The sequence below is a fragment of the Rhabdochromatium marinum genome, assembly GCF_016583795.1.
Taxonomy (GTDB): Bacteria; Pseudomonadota; Gammaproteobacteria; order Chromatiales; family Chromatiaceae; genus Rhabdochromatium; species Rhabdochromatium marinum.
On sequence record NZ_NRRS01000203.1, the window covers coordinates 1 to 683 of the forward strand.

Below are 683 nucleotides of genomic sequence, written 5' to 3' on the forward strand. Positions count from 1 at the left end.
GGGGCGCAAGCCGCTGTAAGCGTGCCACCCAACTTAGCGTGGTATCCAGGCGATGGCGCAGACTCGGCGCGAGCCAGCCTTCCGGTTTGGTGCGATTGAGAAAGCGCGGGGCGCGATGGCGCAGGTTCTGCGTGCGCCGCCGACGACGACAGGCGCGGCGCGATGCCAGCCTGTACGAATCTGAGCCCGCGATGGGTGAGTTCACCCAGCCACCCCACATGTGCCGCACGGCGCACCTCGCCCGTGTCGGGGTCCAGGGTCTCGTCGTCGCGCACGAGGGCGATTCCGGTGGTTTGGCTGCCCGGATCAAGCTGCAAGTGCAGCGGTTGGGTCTCGCCGCCGAGGCGATCTTTCAGCCGGATGGTAAACGGATGAAGCCGCATCACCACAGCTCGGCCTCGCTGTAACAACAACCGCGCCCGCTTCTCCGAGCAGGGCATGAGTGGTTGCTTTTTCTTGTCCAAAACAAACACGGCCATCATGTCCTCCAAATCAGCGCCCTTACGGGCCTAGTGACAGAGCCTTGCGGCTCGCTCCCCTCGGGCATGTGCATCACCGGCTCCCGCCTCGCGGCGGCGATCAACACCTTCGGCGCTTTGCCTTTCGCCAGCATGATCCTGATCTTCCAGGGTCCGGGACTGAGGAAGCATCCCGGAGTGGGTCTTGACGACCTGTGATGCACG

1 protein-coding gene and 1 pseudogene are annotated in these 683 nt (G+C 64.4%); both read right to left on the reverse strand.

Features of this window, described 5'->3' with window-relative positions; all coding sequences use genetic code 11:
• Positions 1–220 (reverse strand): RRXRR domain-containing protein (locus CKO36_RS20205; protein ID WP_275957880.1); only part of this gene is annotated, 220 nt, incomplete at its 3' end.
• Positions 221–245: 25 nt separating this feature from the next.
• A pseudogene (locus CKO36_RS20210) lies at positions 246–482 on the reverse strand (RRXRR domain-containing protein); the annotation flags it as partial.
• Between the last annotated feature and the right edge of the window lie 201 nt (positions 483–683).